15 protein-coding genes are annotated in these 12,981 nt (G+C 72.2%); 12 read left to right on the top strand and 3 right to left on the bottom strand.

Going from position 1 to position 12,981, the window contains the following annotated elements; all coding sequences use genetic code 11:
* The first annotated feature begins 45 nt into the window (after positions 1 to 45).
* Together AUC44_RS15565 and AUC44_RS15560 are read left to right on the top strand one after the other, a co-directional pair.
* On the top strand, positions 46 to 783 hold the full coding sequence (locus tag AUC44_RS15565; RefSeq protein WP_062159523.1) for a HesA/MoeB/ThiF family protein: 738 nt from the start codon (positions 46 to 48) through the stop codon (positions 781 to 783).
* A 211-nt stretch (positions 784 to 994) separates the two neighbouring features.
* Positions 995 to 1,354 (top strand): HU family DNA-binding protein, encoded by a 360-nt coding sequence (locus tag AUC44_RS15560; RefSeq protein ID WP_062159522.1) that lies wholly within the window; start codon positions 995 to 997, stop codon positions 1,352 to 1,354.
* A gap of 60 nt (positions 1,355 to 1,414) precedes the next feature.
* Here the strand turns inward: AUC44_RS15560 and AUC44_RS15555 are convergent, their stop codons facing one another.
* Both AUC44_RS15555 and AUC44_RS15550 read right to left on the bottom strand, forming a co-directional pair.
* Entirely contained in the window at positions 1,415 to 2,065 is a 651-nt protein-coding gene (locus AUC44_RS15555) for a Crp/Fnr family transcriptional regulator (RefSeq protein ID WP_062159521.1), read from the bottom strand.
* A gap of 30 nt (positions 2,066 to 2,095) precedes the next feature.
* The gene (locus AUC44_RS15550) at positions 2,096 to 2,326 is read right to left on the bottom strand and encodes an indolepyruvate ferredoxin oxidoreductase subunit alpha (RefSeq protein ID WP_062159520.1); all 231 of its coding nucleotides are present in this window, start codon (positions 2,324 to 2,326) and stop codon (positions 2,096 to 2,098) included.
* A gap of 104 nt (positions 2,327 to 2,430) precedes the next feature.
* Here AUC44_RS15550 and AUC44_RS15545 point away from each other — a divergent pair, with 104 nt between their 5' ends.
* Both AUC44_RS15545 and AUC44_RS15540 read left to right on the top strand, forming a co-directional pair.
* Positions 2,431 to 2,871: a DoxX family protein gene (locus AUC44_RS15545; RefSeq protein ID WP_062159519.1), complete on the top strand. Its 441-nt coding sequence runs from the start codon at positions 2,431 to 2,433 to the stop codon at positions 2,869 to 2,871.
* Positions 2,872 to 2,932: 61 nt separating this feature from the next.
* Positions 2,933 to 5,098: a putative bifunctional diguanylate cyclase/phosphodiesterase gene (locus tag AUC44_RS15540; protein WP_062159518.1), complete on the top strand. Its 2,166-nt coding sequence runs from the start codon at positions 2,933 to 2,935 to the stop codon at positions 5,096 to 5,098.
* Positions 5,099 to 5,149: 51 nt separating this feature from the next.
* Here the strand turns inward: AUC44_RS15540 and AUC44_RS15535 are convergent, their stop codons facing one another.
* Complete coding sequence (locus AUC44_RS15535) at positions 5,150 to 5,725, bottom strand: hypothetical protein (RefSeq protein ID WP_062159517.1); 576 nt, start codon at positions 5,723 to 5,725, stop codon at positions 5,150 to 5,152.
* Between the two features lie 167 nt (positions 5,726 to 5,892).
* On the opposite strand from AUC44_RS15535, the gene AUC44_RS15530 reads away from it, so the two are divergent.
* The 8 genes from AUC44_RS15530 to AUC44_RS15495 all read left to right on the top strand — a co-directional run bounded on the left by AUC44_RS15530 (position 5,893) and on the right by AUC44_RS15495 (position 12,727).
* Positions 5,893 to 6,306, top strand: coding sequence for a hypothetical protein (locus AUC44_RS15530; RefSeq protein ID WP_062159516.1), 414 nt, complete (start codon positions 5,893 to 5,895; stop codon positions 6,304 to 6,306).
* 14 nt (positions 6,307 to 6,320) lie between these two features.
* Positions 6,321 to 7,037 (top strand): aminoacyl-tRNA hydrolase, encoded by a 717-nt coding sequence (pth, locus tag AUC44_RS15525; RefSeq protein ID WP_082689217.1) that lies wholly within the window; start codon positions 6,321 to 6,323, stop codon positions 7,035 to 7,037.
* Entirely contained in the window at positions 7,012 to 8,106 is a 1,095-nt protein-coding gene (locus AUC44_RS15520) for a M42 family metallopeptidase (RefSeq protein WP_231724478.1), read from the top strand. The genes pth and AUC44_RS15520 overlap by 26 nt, the downstream gene beginning before the upstream one ends.
* A gap of 139 nt (positions 8,107 to 8,245) precedes the next feature.
* Positions 8,246 to 8,803: a DUF4126 domain-containing protein gene (locus AUC44_RS15515; protein WP_062159515.1), complete on the top strand. Its 558-nt coding sequence runs from the start codon at positions 8,246 to 8,248 to the stop codon at positions 8,801 to 8,803.
* 278 nt (positions 8,804 to 9,081) lie between these two features.
* Entirely contained in the window at positions 9,082 to 9,453 is a 372-nt protein-coding gene (locus tag AUC44_RS15510; protein WP_062159514.1) for a P-II family nitrogen regulator, read from the top strand.
* Positions 9,454 to 9,477: 24 nt separating this feature from the next.
* Positions 9,478 to 10,785: an ammonium transporter gene (locus tag AUC44_RS15505; protein WP_062159513.1), complete on the top strand. Its 1,308-nt coding sequence runs from the start codon at positions 9,478 to 9,480 to the stop codon at positions 10,783 to 10,785.
* Between the two features lie 242 nt (positions 10,786 to 11,027).
* Positions 11,028 to 11,405, top strand: coding sequence for a P-II family nitrogen regulator (locus tag AUC44_RS15500; RefSeq protein ID WP_062159512.1), 378 nt, complete (start codon positions 11,028 to 11,030; stop codon positions 11,403 to 11,405).
* Positions 11,406 to 11,410: 5 nt separating this feature from the next.
* Positions 11,411 to 12,727: an ammonium transporter gene (locus AUC44_RS15495; protein WP_231724596.1), complete on the top strand. Its 1,317-nt coding sequence runs from the start codon at positions 11,411 to 11,413 to the stop codon at positions 12,725 to 12,727.
* Positions 12,728 to 12,981: the final 254 nt, after the last annotated feature.

Raw genomic sequence — 12,981 nt, 5'->3', positions numbered from 1 at the left:
CCCACCCGGATCAGGGGCGCCGCCGGGGCCCGCTAGACTGCCCGCATGTCTGCCCGGCCCCTGTCCCGCCCCGAACTGCGCCGCTACTCGCGCGCCCTGCTGGTGCCCGAGTGGCTGGACGCCGGCGCGCAGGAACGCGTGCGCTCGGCGCACGTGCTCGTGGTGGGCGCTGGGGGGCTGGGCAGCCCCGTCGTCGCCAGCCTCGCCGGGGCGGGTGTGGGCACCCTGACCGTCGCGGACGACGACCGGGTGGACCTCAGTAACCTGCATCGCCAGACGCTGTACGCCACGCCCGACGTGGGGCGGCCCAAGGCCGAGGTGGCCGCCGCCCGCGCCCAGGCCATCAACCCCCACGTGCAGGTGCGGGTCGCGCCGCGCGTCACGCCTGGGACCCTCCCGGGGCTGCTGACCGGGGTGACGCTCGTCGTGGACGCCACCGACAACTTCGCGGCGCGCTACCTGATCGCTGACACCTGCGCCGCGCAGGGCCGCGAGTGGATCTGGGGCGCGGCCAGCGGCACGAGCGGCATGGTCAGCGTGTTCGGCCCCCACGCGGGCCTGCGCGACGTGTTCCCGGAGCCCGGCGACGACCTGAGCTGCGACGAGGCCGGGGTGCTGGGCCCGGTGCCTGCCCTGACCGGGCAGCTCATGGCGCTCGAGGCCCTGAAGGTGCTGGGCGGCGTGGGCGAACCGCTGCGTGGGCGGCTGTGGACGTTCGACGCCCTGAGCGGCCGCGCCCGGACGCTCACGCTGCGCCCGCCGGGCGGACCGGGCGTCCTGTAACGGCCCTCCGGGACGGCGCTGCGCCCGATCCGCCCGGCCGGACTGAGGCGCCCGGCGCCGCCCGGGATGGCCCGCGTGACGCTGCACCCCCACTGGGCGCACCTCCAGCCCCTCTTGACGCTCAGCGCAGCTGTGTTACTGTGCGACTGAGCCCACAATTCAATTGCGTTTGCCCTGTGCCGCTCGCAGTCCACCCCCGGAGGTTGCACGTATGGCCAAGAGCACCAAGCCCGCCGCGAAGAAACCCGCCCCCGCCAGGAAAGGCGCGGCCACACCCGCCCCGAAGGCCGAGGCCGGCAAGATCGCCAAGACGCAGATCATCGACATGGTGGCCGACAAGACAACCCTGAACAAGAAGCAGGCCGGGGACGCCGTCGCCACCGTCATCGACTGCATCGTGGACGCCCTGCGCGGCGGCAGCAGCGTGGGCCTGCCCGGACTGGGCACGCTGAGCGTCACCCAGACCGCCGCCCGCACCGGCGTCAAGCCCGGCACCAGCGAACGCATCACCATTCCCGCCGGGAAGAAGGTGCGCTTCAAGGTCGCCACGACCCTCAAGGGCACGCTCTAAGTCCACAGTGGTCCGCGCGGCCCCCGCCGTCCGGTGTGGGGCCGCGTTCACGTGCCGCCCTCAGCCCGGCAGGCGGCGGCGCAGCCCGGCCTCATCCAGCGTCACGATCTCCCGGCGGCGCAGCCCGATCATTCCCTGAGGGTACAGGTCGCCCAGGTGGCGGCTGACGAGTTCCGGCACGGTGCCGAGTTGCGCGGCCAGCGCCGAGTTGGTGGGCAGGGCGTGCGGGCCGCGTTCCAGCAGGTAGCCGATCAGCCGGACGGGCACCGGCGCGCTCAGCAGGTCCAGGCGGGCCTCGGCGCTGCGGGTCTGCTCGGCCAGCAGCGTCAGGGCCGCGCCCGCCAGGGCCGGGTCGCGCCGGACCAGTTCCCGCAGGGCCGCGCCGGGCAGGGCGAGCAGGTCCGTGTGCGGCGCGCTGACGACGGCGTCCTCAGCGAAGGTGTCGGCGGCGCCCAGCACGTCCCGCAGGCCCAGCACCTCCCCCGCGCCGCTGACCGGACGGGTCAGGCTGCGACCACCGGCCTGGGGGCGGGTCAGGCGCACCTCGCCGCGCAGCAGGATGAACGCGCAGACGACCGGGTCCCCGCTGCGCCACAGCGCGGCGGTCCGGGGCAGTGTCCGGGAGGCCGCCTGCGCGGCCAGCTGCCGCAGCGTGTCGGGCGCGGCGCCGCGCAGCAGCGGCGAGACCCGCAGGTTCTCAGGGAGCGTCACGCTCCGGATGCTGCCATGGGCGCACGTCACTCAGGGCGTCAGGTGCAGCGCGGCGCGGGCGTAGGCCAGGGCGCCGGGCGCCTCGTGGCCCTCCACGATGGCCTGCGCGGGGCAGGCGACCGCGCAGGCGCCGCAGTCGATGCACTCGTCCGGGTGAATCACGAACTGATCCCCGGCGTCGTGAATGCAGGCGATGGGGCAGACGTCCAGGCAGGCGCCGTCACGGACGCCCGCGCAGCGGGAAGTGATCGCGTAACTCATGCCCCCAGGGTGAGGGCCTCCCCGGGGCGCGCCCATGACTTTGGTCAAGGCTTCCGCTGGGCGGCTGTCATGCGGACCCCGGCGGCGCTGCGTACCGTGGGCACATGACGACCCCGCCTGCTGCCGGCTCCACCTCCCTTCCCCGCTCGGCGGCGCGCGCGCTGCTCGGGGCGTTCATGACCCTGGCGGGCGTGGGGCACCTGACCTTCCAGCGCCGGGCCTTCCAGGCGCAGGTGCCGACCTGGCTGCCCGTGAACAAGGACGCGGTGGTGCTGGGCTCCGGCGCGGTCGAGATCGCGTTCGGGCTGGCGATGCTTTCCGGCGCGCGGCGGCGGCAGGTGGGACTGGCGCTGGCGGCGTTCTTCGTGGCGATCTTCCCGGGGAACGTGTCGCAGTACGTGTCCCGCCAGAGTGCCTTCGGGCTGGACACCGACCGCAAGCGCCTGATCCGGCTGTTCTTCCAGCCGGTCCTCGTGGCCTGGGCGCTGTGGAGTACCGGCGCCCTGACCGGGGAGCGGGGCGCCCGGCGCGGGCGCGCGCATTAAGGCCTGTTCACGCGCCGTCCCATTCAAGGTTCTGTGAGGCCCGGCCCTCTACGCTCGGGGCATGCTCAGCCGCCTGACTGCCGCGATCGCGTCCGCCGCCCAGCCCGGCGGCGCTGGACTGGCCGAGGCGGTGCTGAACGTGACTGACACGCTGGTCGTGGTCCTCGACCCCCAGGGCCGCGTGCTGCGCTTCAACCCGGCGGCCGAGCGGCTCTCGGGCTTCAGCTGCGAGGAACTGCGCGGCCAGGTCCTGTGGCCCTTCGTGCTGCCCGAAGCGGACGTGGCGGGCGTCATGGCGGCCTTCGGGGCGCTGACGGCCGGGGACTACCCCAACCGGCACGAGAACTACTGGCGCACCCGCAGCGGCGAGCTGCGCTACGTCCTGTGGTCGAACACCGCCCTGCTCGACGCCCGGGGCCGGGTGGCGCTGATCGTGGCGACCGGCGTGGACGTCACGCAGGAACGCGAGGAGCGCCGAGCGCGTCAGGAGAGCGAGGAGCGCTTCCGGACGCTCTTCGAGCAGTCGGCGGACGGCGTGGTGCTCATCGACCCGCACGACCCGGAGGTCGCGTGGCGGATCGTGGACTGCAACGAGGCCTTCTGCCGCATGAACGGGTACGAACGCCACGAACTGATCGGGCAGTCCATCGACCGGCTGCACCCCTACCCGATGATGGCCGAGGAGGGCGCCGAGCTGTTCGCCTGGATCCGCGAGGAGGGGCAGGTGCAGGGGGAGGGTTCGCACCTGCACCGCGACGGGACGGTCTTCCCGGTCGAGAGTGCCAGCAGCGTCGTGACCGTGGGGGGCCGGGAGCTGATCCTGGGTCAGGACCGGGACATCCGTGAGCGGCGGCGCACCGAGGAGCAGCTGCGCCGGCTGGCGGCACAGCTGGCGCACGAGTCGCAGCACGACGCGCTGACCGGCCTGCCGAACCGCACGCTGCTGCTCGACCGCCTGCAGGTGGAGCTGCGCCGCGTGGCCCGCAACGGCCGGGCGCTGGCGGTCGTGCAGCTGAACCTGGACGGCTTCCGGCGCGTGAACGACACGCTGGGGCACGCGGTGGGCGACGAGGTGCTGCGCGGGGTGGCCCGCCGCCTGCAGGAGGAGGTGCGCCCGGTGGACACGGTGGCGCGCCTGGGCAGCGACGAATTCGTGGTCCTGATCCCGGACGTGGCCGGGCCTCCCGAGGCGGCGGGTGTGGCGCGGCGCCTGCGGGACGCGCTGGCGCAGCCGCTGCTGGTCGAGGGACAGCCGGTGAACGTGCGCGCCAGCGTCGGGGTGGCGCTCAGCCCGCCGGACAGCAGCCTGCCGGCGAACCTGCTGCGGCAGGCCGACCTGGCGATGACGCAGGCCAAGCGCGGGGGCAGGGGCAGCGTGCAGGTCTTCCACAAGTCCATGGACGCGGCGGTGCACGGTCAGCTGCACCTCGAAACGCGGCTGCGTCACGCGCTGGACTCCGGTGGGCTGCACCTGCACTACCAGCCTCAGGTGGACGCCGGCACGGGGGACCTGCTGGGCTTCGAGGCGCTGGTGCGCTGGACGGACGCGCGGCTGGGGCTGGTGGCCCCGGCCCGGTTCGTGCCGCTGGCGGAGGAGGCCGGTCTGATCGGCCAGCTGGGCGCGTGGGTGCTGGACGAGGCGTGCCGGCAGGCGGCCGCGTGGGACCTGCGGGTGCCGATCGCGGTGAATGTCTCCGCGCTGGAGGTCGCGCAGGAGGACTTCACGCAGCGGGTGCACGACACGCTGCGCCGCCACGGGCTGGACGGCGGGCAGCTGAAACTGGAGATCACCGAGCGGCTGACCGTGCAGGATCTGCAGCGCGTGGCGCGGCAGCTGGCGCAGGTGCAGGCGCTGGGGGTGCAGCTGTCCCTGGATGATTTCGGGACCGGGCAGTCGTCGGTGAGCACCCTGCTGCAGCTGCCGCTGAACGAGCTGAAACTGGACCGTTCCCTGATCACGGGGGTGGCCGAGTCGCCGATCGAGCAGCGGGTGGTGGGGGCCCTGATCGGCCTGGGCCGCAGCCTGAACCTGACCGTGATCGTCGAGGGTGTCGAAACCCCGGGCCAGCTTCAGGCGCTGCGTGAACTGGGGTGCGGGGCGGTGCAGGGGTATCTGGTGGGCCGCCCGGGGCCGGCGAGCATGTGGACACCGCAGCTGGGCGGGCCACTGCCGCTGGAGCTGCCCGAGCGCGGCGGGGCCGAGGGCGGCGAGGCCCTGCTGAACTGACGCGGGCGACCCCGCAGGGTGCGGTCCGCAGATTGATGGCCCACCGGCCGGCTAGGGACGGGGCCAGCGGGGCGTGTGCCACGCCGCGAGCTGACCCCCGGGGCGCAGGCGGTGGGCGTACAGGGCCACGCCAGGGCCGGGCGGCCCCTCCAGCTCCAGGTCGTCGAGAGACAGGCGGTCGAGGTCGCACGCGAGGTTGAGCTGCGCGCAGATCACGCCGCGCCGGGCGACCAGCAGCGTCCCGGTGGGCCAGCGGCCCACGGCGGCGTGCAGTTCGGCCGGGTCGCAGCGCGCGCCGCCCCGCAGGTGGAGCAGGTGCGCGGCGCGGCGCACGCTGACGCCCAGCAGGGCCGCGTCGGCCTGCCAGGGGTGAGCGTGGGCGCAGCGTCCGGCGGCGCGGAAGGTCAGGTGGGCGCCCAGCAGGCGGGCCGCGTCGCGCAGCGTGGCGTGCAGAACGTCGTCCGGGGTGCGGGCGTGCAGGTGCGCCAGCCGCGTGTCCAGGCGGGCCAGGGCGCTGGGGGGAAGGGTCTGGGCGTACTGCGGCGGGTGGAAGGCGACCGTCAGGGTGGGCGGGGTGACCGCCTGGGGGGCAGGGGCGCGCGGGGCGCGGGGTGGGTCGTCCGTCATGGGTCTCCCGGGAGGCTGGGTTTGAGGGGCCTTCAGCGTGACACGTGGCGGGCGCCGGTGCACGCGGAGCGGCGGGTGCCGCCCGGGCCGGCGCGCCGGGACGCCCGAGGCCGCATGAAGGCCGGGGGGCATGCGGGGCCCAGGCCCTGCTTGCTACCCTGGCGGGTATGACTGCTCCCACTGACGCGGACGTGCGCGCCAAACTCACGGCGCTCGTGCCGGCCCTGCGGCACTTCCACTCAGCCCTGCTGGACGTCGCCAAGGGCGAGTACGAGTTCATGCACGGCCCGGTCAAGGGCCCCTTCGAGCTGTACTCGCTGGTGATGAACCACCCGCAGTTCCAGTGGCTGCGGCCCCTGTCGGGCCTGATGGCGACGCTGGACGAGGTGCTCGACGCGAAGGACACCACCCTGACCGAGCGCAACCTGACGGACGTGCGCCAGGCGCTGGGCCTGCTGTTCGCCGAGACCGACACGCGCTTCGCGGAGTTCCGGGGCGGGTACAACCGGGCTAAGGGGGACGCCCGCGTACGCGAGACCGAGGCGAAGTGGCGCGAGCTGCTGGGGGGCATCCAGGCGTAAGCCGGGTGATGTCCGTGAAGATCATCGTGGGTCTGGGCAATCCGGGGGCGCAGTACGCGCAGACGCGGCACAACGTGGGCTGGCTGGTGCTGGACGAACTGGCCCGCCGCGCCGGGGCGTCGTGGCGCAAGGAAGGCAAGGACGCCGAGGTCGCCGAGGTGCGCCTGGGCTCAGGGGTGGGCGTGAAGGTGCTGCTCGTGCGGCCGCTGACGTTCATGAACGCGTCCGGAAAGGCGGTCGCGCCGCTGGTGTCGTTCTACAAGCTGGGCGGCGAGTCGCTGCTGGTGCTCCAGGACGACCTGGACAGTCCGTTCGGGTTGCTGCGCCTGCGCATGGGTGGGCGGCACGGCGGGCAGAACGGCGTGCGGGACATCATCCGCCTGCTGGGGCACGAGGCCTTCGTGCGCGTGAAGATCGGGATCTCGCGCCCGCCGGCGGGCTGGGCGGTGCCGGACTGGGTCCTGAGCCGCTGGCGTGAGGAGGAGAAGGCCGATCTGGCGGAACTCGTGCGGCTGGGCGCCAGCGCCGCCGAGGTCTGGGCCGCGAGCGGGCTGGCGGAGGCGCAGGGGCAGTTCAACGGCACGGACCTGCGCCCGCAACCGCCCGCCCCGCCGAAACCTCCGAAACCTGCACCGGACGGTGACGCTGTCCCGGCTGGGCGAACCCCGCAGGACACCCCGGGGACGGCGGCGCATACTGGCGGGCGTGTCGAAAAAACAGAAGAAGGCTGACGCGGCTCCGGCCGCCCCGACGGCGGCGGACCTGCGGCTGGATCTCCTGATGCGCCTGTCGGACCTGCCGGGCGTGCCCGGGCAGGAGGACGCCGTGCGCGACCTCGTGCTGGCCGAGCTGGACGGGCTGGTCGACGAGGTGCGCGTGGACGCCATGGGCAACGTCATCGCCCGCCGCGCGCCCCGCGTGAAGAAGGGCGAGGTGGCCGAGCGCGTGATGATCAGCGCGCACATGGACGAGATCGGCTTCCTGGTGCGCTTCATCGACGACCGGGGCTTCCTGCGCGTGCAGGCGCTGGGCGGCTTCGATACCCGCAACCTCTTCGCGCGGGACGTCACCGTGCACGCGCGCGGTGGGGCGCTGCCGGGCATCATGACGCCCGGCGGGAAGCCCGTGCACATCGCGAGCCCCGAGGAACGCAAGAAGATCCCCGAGGTCAAGGAGTTCTTCATCGACCTGGGCCTGAGTGCCGACGAGGTCCGCGCGCAGGTGCGCGTCGGGGACATGGTCACGCTGGACCAGACCGCCCGGCAGGTCGGGAAGCTGGTGTGCGGTAAGGCGATGGACGACCGCGCCAGCGTGTTCCTGCTGCTCGAGACCCTGCGCGCCCTGCGTGGTCAGGCGCTGCGGCACGAGCTGATCGCCGTGTTCAGCACCCAGGAGGAGGTCGGCCTGCGCGGCGCGATCACCGCCGCGTACGGCGTGCAGCCCACGGTGGGCATCGGCCTGGACGTGACCCTGGCGGTGGACACCCCGGGCGTCGCGCCGGACGAGGCGGTCACGCACGTGGGGCAGGGCATCGGGATCAAGGTGTTCGACTCCAGCATGATCTCGCACCGCCCGCTGGTGGACGGCTTCTGGGACCTCGCGCAGGAGCGGGGCATTCCCGCGCAGCTGGAGGTCCTGGCGCTCGGCGGCACGGACGGCGCGGCCATCCAGCGCAGCAGAGAAGGCGTGCCCACCCTGACCCTCAGCCTGCCCACCCGCTACATCCACACGGTCGTGGAGGCCGTGCACGTGGATGACCTGCGCGCGGGCGTGGACCTGCTCGTCGCCTACCTGCGCTGAGCGGACGCGCCGGGGGAGGGGGAGGCGCGCCGCCTGACGGGCCCCCCTTCCCCGGCTGACGTCAGGACCTGGGCCTCTCAAGATTCGCGCAAGGGTCCCGGGAGCAACGGTGGGCCCGCGCGGGTCGTAATGGGGGGATATGGAACTCCTGTCCGGTCTGCTGTCCTCGCTGGGCCTGTCGGGTGCGGCGGGACTGAACGCGTTCATTCCGCTGCTGCTGGTGGGCCTGCTCTCCCGCGCGGACGTGGTGCACCTGAACGCCCCGTTTGACCTGCTGGGCAACCCGTGGGTGCTGCTGGGCGTGGCGGTGGTCGGCCTGCTGGATTTCGTGGGCGACAAGATTCCCGGGGTGGATCACGTGCTGCACGTGGCGGGCGGCGTGGTGAACGCGGCGGCGGGCGCGGTGCTGTTCGCGGCGCAGTCGGGCGTGGCGGACGTGCCCCCGGCGCTGAGCATGGCGCTGGGCCTGATCGTGGCGGGGGGCGTGCAGGCGACCCGCACGGCGGTGAGGCCGGTCGCGACCGCCACGACGGCCGGGCTGGGGAACCCGGTGGTGAGCACCGTGGAGGACGGCACGAGCCTGATGCTCAGTGCGCTGGCGGTGTTCGCACCGCTGGTGGCGGCGCTGCTGCTGGCCGTGATCGTGGTGGGCGTGTACCGCTTCTGGTCGGCGCGGCGGGTGCGGCGCCTGACGTAGCGTGACGGCACACACAGGGAGGAACACAGGGGAGGGGAGAGGCGAGCGGGTGGCCTCTCCCCGCTGCGTTGTGGTGGGCGTGCAGGTTGTGCGCGGTTTCCGGCACACGCGGCGTGGTGTGCGGGCTTCAGCGTGCGCCCGGTCACCCATAACTGCATCTTGTCTGAAAAAATCTAGCCAAATGTCAAAGTAATTTTTGACAAGCTGCACTCATCTTCCTAAGCTGGGGGCATGCAGGGATGCGGTCACTGCAAATTGCGCGGAAAAAAGGAGACGCCATGAAACTGGTCACGGCTGTCATCAGGCCCGAACGGGTCCAGCAGGTCAAGGAAGCCCTCTTCCAGGCGGGCATCAGCGGGATCACCCTCGGGCGCGTCAGCGGCCACGGCGGCGAGCAGGAAGTCGTCGAGCACTACCGCGGCACCCGCGTCATGGTCGAGTTCCGCGACAAGGTCGAGGTCCGCATGGCGGTCAGCGACCCCTTCGTGCAGGCCGCCATCGACGCCATCTGCCTCGGCGCGCGCACCGGCGAGGTCGGCGACGGCAAGATCTTCGTCCAGCCGCTCGAACAGGTCGTGCGGATCCGCACCGGCGAGCGCGACACCGCCGCCCTGACCCCCGTCACCGAGACCCGCCTCACCCCCGCCTGAGGCGGAATCCACAGGAGTGCACCCATGACCCACCTCCGCAAGACCCTCCCGCTGGCCCTGCTGCTGGGCGGCGCGGCCCTCGCGCAGACCAAGGCGCCCACACTCGACACCGGCGACACCGCCTGGATGATCGTCGCCTCCGCCCTGGTGCTGCTGATGACCCCGGGCCTCGCGTTCTTCTACGGCGGCCTGAGCCGCACCCAGAGCGTCCTGAACACCATGATGATGAGCGTCGTCTGCATCGGTCTGGTCGGCGTGCTGTGGCTGCTCGGCGGGTACTCGATCGCGTTCGCGCCCGGCGGCAACGCCTTCTTCAGCGGCCTGAGCAACTTCGGCTTCAACGGCCTGGCCGGGCAGCTGACCGGCACCATCCCCAGCTACATCTTCGCGGCCTTCCAGGCGATGTTCGCGATCATCGCCGTCGCGCTGATCAGCGGCGCCGTCATCGAGCGCATGCGCTTCGGGGCGTTCGTGCTGTTCGGCGGCCTCTGGAGCCTGCTGATCTACGCCCCGCTGGCCCACTGGGTCTGGAACGCCGACGGCTGGCTGTTCAAGCTGGGCGTGCTGGACTTCGCGGGTGGCACCGTCATCCACATCGCCGCCGGGGTCAGCGGGCTGGTCGCCGCGTCCGTGCTGGGCGCCCGCATCGGCTTCCCCAAGACCGCGCACGTGCCCCACAACGTCCCCTTCGTGCTGCTGGGCGCGGGCCTGCTGTGGTTCGGCTGGATGGGCTTCAACGCGGGCTCCGCGCTGGCCGCCAACCAGACCGCCGCGCTGGCCTTCATGACCACCCTGATCGCCCCGGCCGCCGCGATGCTCACCTGGCTGGGTCTGGAAAGCGTCCGCACCGGCAAACCCACCGCCGTGGGCGCCGCCACCGGACTGGTTGTCGGGCTGGTCGCCATCACCCCCGCCTGCGCCTTCGTCTCCCCGCTCGCCTCGGTGCTGGTCGGCGCGCTGGGCGCCGCCGCGAGCTTCGCCGCCGTGCAGTTCAAGGCCCGCATGAAGGCCGACGACGCGCTGGATGTCTTCGCCTGCCACGGCGTCGCCGGGATCGTCGGCGCCCTGCTGACCGGCGCGCTGGCCTTCACCACCGGCAGCGGCAAGCCCTGGGGCGAGCAGATGCTCATCCAGATCATTGGCGTAGCGGCCAGCGTCCTGTGGACCGGCCTGGGCTCCTTCATCCTGCTGAAACTGGTCGGGCTGGTCATGCCGCTGCGCGTCCCCGTGGGTCAGGAGATCGCCGGGATCGATGTCAGCGCCCACAGCGAGCAGGGCTACTCCGACAGCGAAACCGGCCTGGGCGCCCCCGTCTTCGTCGGCGGCGACTGACCACCACCTGAACACTCCTCTGACCTTCCTGGGGCCTGACCCGGCCCACCCCTGAATCCGACCCTCCACGTCTGCCGACCCTCGACCGCATCCCCGGGGGTCGGTCTTCTGTCTGCCCGAAGAGGTGAAATGACTACTTTCTGCCGAACAGATCGCAATAAATCCGCAAGTCGTGTGCGGTTTGTCGAGAAGATGTTGGACAAATTGTCACTCTGGGGATGACGCTTGGGTACGCTCGGGTCATGAAACTGATCACGGCCGTCGTTCGTCCGGAACGGGTGCAGCAGGTCAAGGAGGCCCTCTTCCAGGCGGGCATCAGCGGCATCACGCTCTCCCGCGTCAGCGGGCACGGCGGCGAGCAGTCCGTCGTCGAGCACTACCGGGGCACCCGCGTCATGGTGGAATTCCACGACAAGGTCGAATTCCGCATGGCCGTCAGCGAACCCTTCGTGCAGGCCGCCATCGACGCGATCTGCAAGGGCGCCCGCACCGGAGAGGTCGGGGACGGCAAGATCTTCGTGCAGCCCATGGAGCGCGTGATCCGCATCCGCACCGGTGAGGAGGACACGGCCGCCCTGACGCCCGTCACCGAGACCAAGCTCACCCCGGACAGCCTGTGAGTCTCCTGGTCCGCCGCGCGGCGCCCCTGCTGCTGACCCTGCTGGGAAGCGGGGCCGCCGCGCAGGCACAGGGCATGAACGGGGCAGACACCGCCTTCATCCTGCTGTGCTCGGCACTGGTCCTGCTGATGACCCCCGGCCTCGCCATCTTCTACGGCGGGCTGGTCCGCGCCGGCAGCGTCCTGAACACCATGATGATGAGCTTCGCCGCCATGGGGATCGCCAGCGTCGCCTGGGTCGCCGTGGGCTACACCCTGGCCTTCGGGCCCGGCGGGAACGCCCTGATCGGCGGGCTCTCGCAGGTGGGCCTGGGCAACATGGCCGGTGACCTGACCGGCACCATTCCCACGCCGCTGTTCGCGGTCTTCCAGATCCTCTTCGCGGTCATCACCCTGGCGGTCGTCAGCGGCAGCGTCGTGGAACGCATGCGTTTCCCGGCGTTCGCGCTGTTCGGGACGCTGTGGGTGCTGTGTATCTACGCTCCGCTGGCCCACTGGGTCTGGAGCCCGGACGGCTGGCTGTTCAAGCTGGGCCTGCTGGACTTCGCGGGCGGCACCGTGGTCGAGGTCGCGTCCGGCGTCAGCGGGCTGGTGGCTGCGCTGGTGCTCGGGCCGCGCCTGGGCTTCCCCCGGCTGGTGAGCGTCCCGCACAACGTGCCTCTGGTGCTGCTGGGCACCGGCCTGCTGTGGTTCGGCTGGATGGGCTTCAACGCCGGCAGCGCCCTGGCCGCCGGGCAGACCGCCGCGTACGCCCTGCTGAACACGAACACCGCCGCCGCCGCCGCGCTGCTCACCTGGCTGGTGTGGGATCAGGTGCGCGGCGGGCGCCCGACCGCCATCGGTGCCGCGACCGGCGCGGTCGTGGGGCTGGTCGCCATCACGCCGGCCTGCGGCTTCGTGACGCCGGGCGGCGCGCTGCTGATCGGCGCGGTCGCCAGCACCGTCTCGTGGTTCCTGGTCGCCAACAAGCACCGCCTGCTGCCCGACGACGCGCTGGACGTCTTCGCCTGCCACGGCACCGCCGGGGTGGTCGGCACGCTCCTGACCGGCGTCCTGGCCAGTCCCGCCATCAATCCGGCCGGGAAGGGCCTGCTCGCCGGACACGCCGCGCAGCTGGGCACGCAGCTGATCGGCGTGCTGGCCGCCGCCGCGCTGGCGGGCGTGGGCACGCTGGCCCTGCTGAAACTCACGGCCCTGCTGACTCCGCTGCGCCTGACCCAGCAGCAGGAGGTGCGCGGCGTGGACCTCAGCGAACACCAGGAAGAGGGGTATCAGGAGGCCCAGAGTCCGCTGGCGGCCCCGGTGTTTGTCGGTCACGACTGACCCGCGCTGCCCCCCATCCGGGGGGCGGACCGGCCCCCCGGCCCCCTTACGCCGGGGGGTTTGCGTTGTCAAGCGCAGGGACGCATGCCCTGCCTGAAGCATAAAGATGGTGTGTTAGGATGCAAGGTGAGTCTGACATCACCATTACCAGGGTCGGGCCACCGAAAAACTCACCGCACCCCCGCCACACCCCATGACGTTTCTGGGGCGCTTGACCGGGGTGCTTGAGTCACGACGGGAAAGGAGGAGTGAGT

This window comes from Deinococcus actinosclerus, assembly GCF_001507665.1.
Taxonomy (GTDB): domain Bacteria; phylum Deinococcota; class Deinococci; order Deinococcales; family Deinococcaceae; genus Deinococcus; species Deinococcus actinosclerus.
This window is presented reverse-complemented; position numbering and strand designations above follow the sequence as displayed.

Bases quoted from the DNA above. Each gene is read 5' to 3' on its own strand.
- AUC44_RS15565 (WP_062159523.1), top strand. From the start codon at position 46: ATGTCTGCCCGGCCCCTGTCCCGCCCCGAACTGCGCCGCTACTCGCGC.
- AUC44_RS15560 (WP_062159522.1), top strand. From the start codon at position 995: ATGGCCAAGAGCACCAAGCCCGCCGCGAAGAAACCCGCCCCCGCCAGG.
- AUC44_RS15550 (WP_062159520.1), bottom strand. From the start codon at position 2,326: ATGAGTTACGCGATCACTTCCCGCTGCGCGGGCGTCCGTGACGGCGCC.
- AUC44_RS15545 (WP_062159519.1), top strand. From the start codon at position 2,431: ATGACGACCCCGCCTGCTGCCGGCTCCACCTCCCTTCCCCGCTCGGCG.
- AUC44_RS15540 (WP_062159518.1), top strand. From the start codon at position 2,933: ATGCTCAGCCGCCTGACTGCCGCGATCGCGTCCGCCGCCCAGCCCGGC.
- AUC44_RS15535 (WP_062159517.1), bottom strand. From the start codon at position 5,725: ATGACGGACGACCCACCCCGCGCCCCGCGCGCCCCTGCCCCCCAGGCG.
- AUC44_RS15530 (WP_062159516.1), top strand. From the start codon at position 5,893: ATGACTGCTCCCACTGACGCGGACGTGCGCGCCAAACTCACGGCGCTC.
- AUC44_RS15515 (WP_062159515.1), top strand. From the start codon at position 8,246: ATGGAACTCCTGTCCGGTCTGCTGTCCTCGCTGGGCCTGTCGGGTGCG.
- AUC44_RS15510 (WP_062159514.1), top strand. From the start codon at position 9,082: ATGAAACTGGTCACGGCTGTCATCAGGCCCGAACGGGTCCAGCAGGTC.
- AUC44_RS15505 (WP_062159513.1), top strand. From the start codon at position 9,478: ATGACCCACCTCCGCAAGACCCTCCCGCTGGCCCTGCTGCTGGGCGGC.
- AUC44_RS15500 (WP_062159512.1), top strand. From the start codon at position 11,028: ATGAAACTGATCACGGCCGTCGTTCGTCCGGAACGGGTGCAGCAGGTC.